We start from the raw sequence: 722 nt of genomic DNA on the forward strand, positions 1-722 counted from the left end.
ATTAAACGGTTGACGGTCATTAAAAAAGCCTCTTTAGGGGCATGTTGGTAATGTGCCCTTATAGGGCGAAACTAAAACCGCCCGTTCTACGGGCGGATATTTACTTTAAGTAAAATAGTCTTACTCTCCAGTCCTAACCAGAGCAGCAATGCAGGGATGATAGAAGTAAGTACAGGAACATTAATTCCATCCCATCCAAGTATGTATAGAAATGGTAACTTATAAACAATGACTAAATAATCTAGAACGGATTGGTATTCATTTTGAAGCTGATTGTTAATGATCATTAATAACGAATTAAATATAAAAACACCTATTACAGATAATAGATTTTTATACCAAGAATGGTAATTGGTTAAAAACATGCCTAAAAGATAATGGGAAAAAATCATTATAATAACTGTAATGAATACAATGTCATTCCGTTCAGTGTTCCAAGCCGAACCAATCATTCCTGTCCCTATAAGGACTAAACAAGTATGAAAAATCATTGGCTTTACATTGAATTTTAGTATTTGAATAATAGCAAAACACCTCACAATCTATTAATTGTCAATAATATTTGAATAGTATCAAACAGACAAGTATTATGTGAATAGTGGGGTGTTTTTTATTTAAAAGGCTCTGTTAAAGTTTGTTGTTGATAATTGCCAAAATCGAACAAATGTTCTATAATAGAGTCATCAAATATGAGTTGGTGATGACTGTGAGAGCAACCGATA

1 protein-coding gene is annotated in these 722 nt (G+C 32.4%); it reads right to left on the bottom strand.

Annotated features, from left to right (window positions below):
- Positions 1-86 precede the first annotated feature (86 nt).
- Positions 87-452: a hypothetical protein gene (locus tag ACFSW4_RS11920; RefSeq protein ID WP_377329519.1), complete on the bottom strand. Its 366-nt coding sequence runs from the start codon at positions 450-452 to the stop codon at positions 87-89.
- Between the last annotated feature and the right edge of the window lie 270 nt (positions 453-722).

The sequence above is a fragment of the Piscibacillus salipiscarius genome (assembly GCF_042685285.1).
Lineage (GTDB): Bacteria > Bacillota > Bacilli > Bacillales > Alkalibacillaceae > Piscibacillus > Piscibacillus salipiscarius.

Excerpts from the sequence above, each read along its gene's own strand:
- ACFSW4_RS11920 (WP_377329519.1), bottom strand. The coding sequence starts at position 452 with ATGATTGGTTCGGCTTGGAACACTGAACGGAATGACATTGTATTCATT.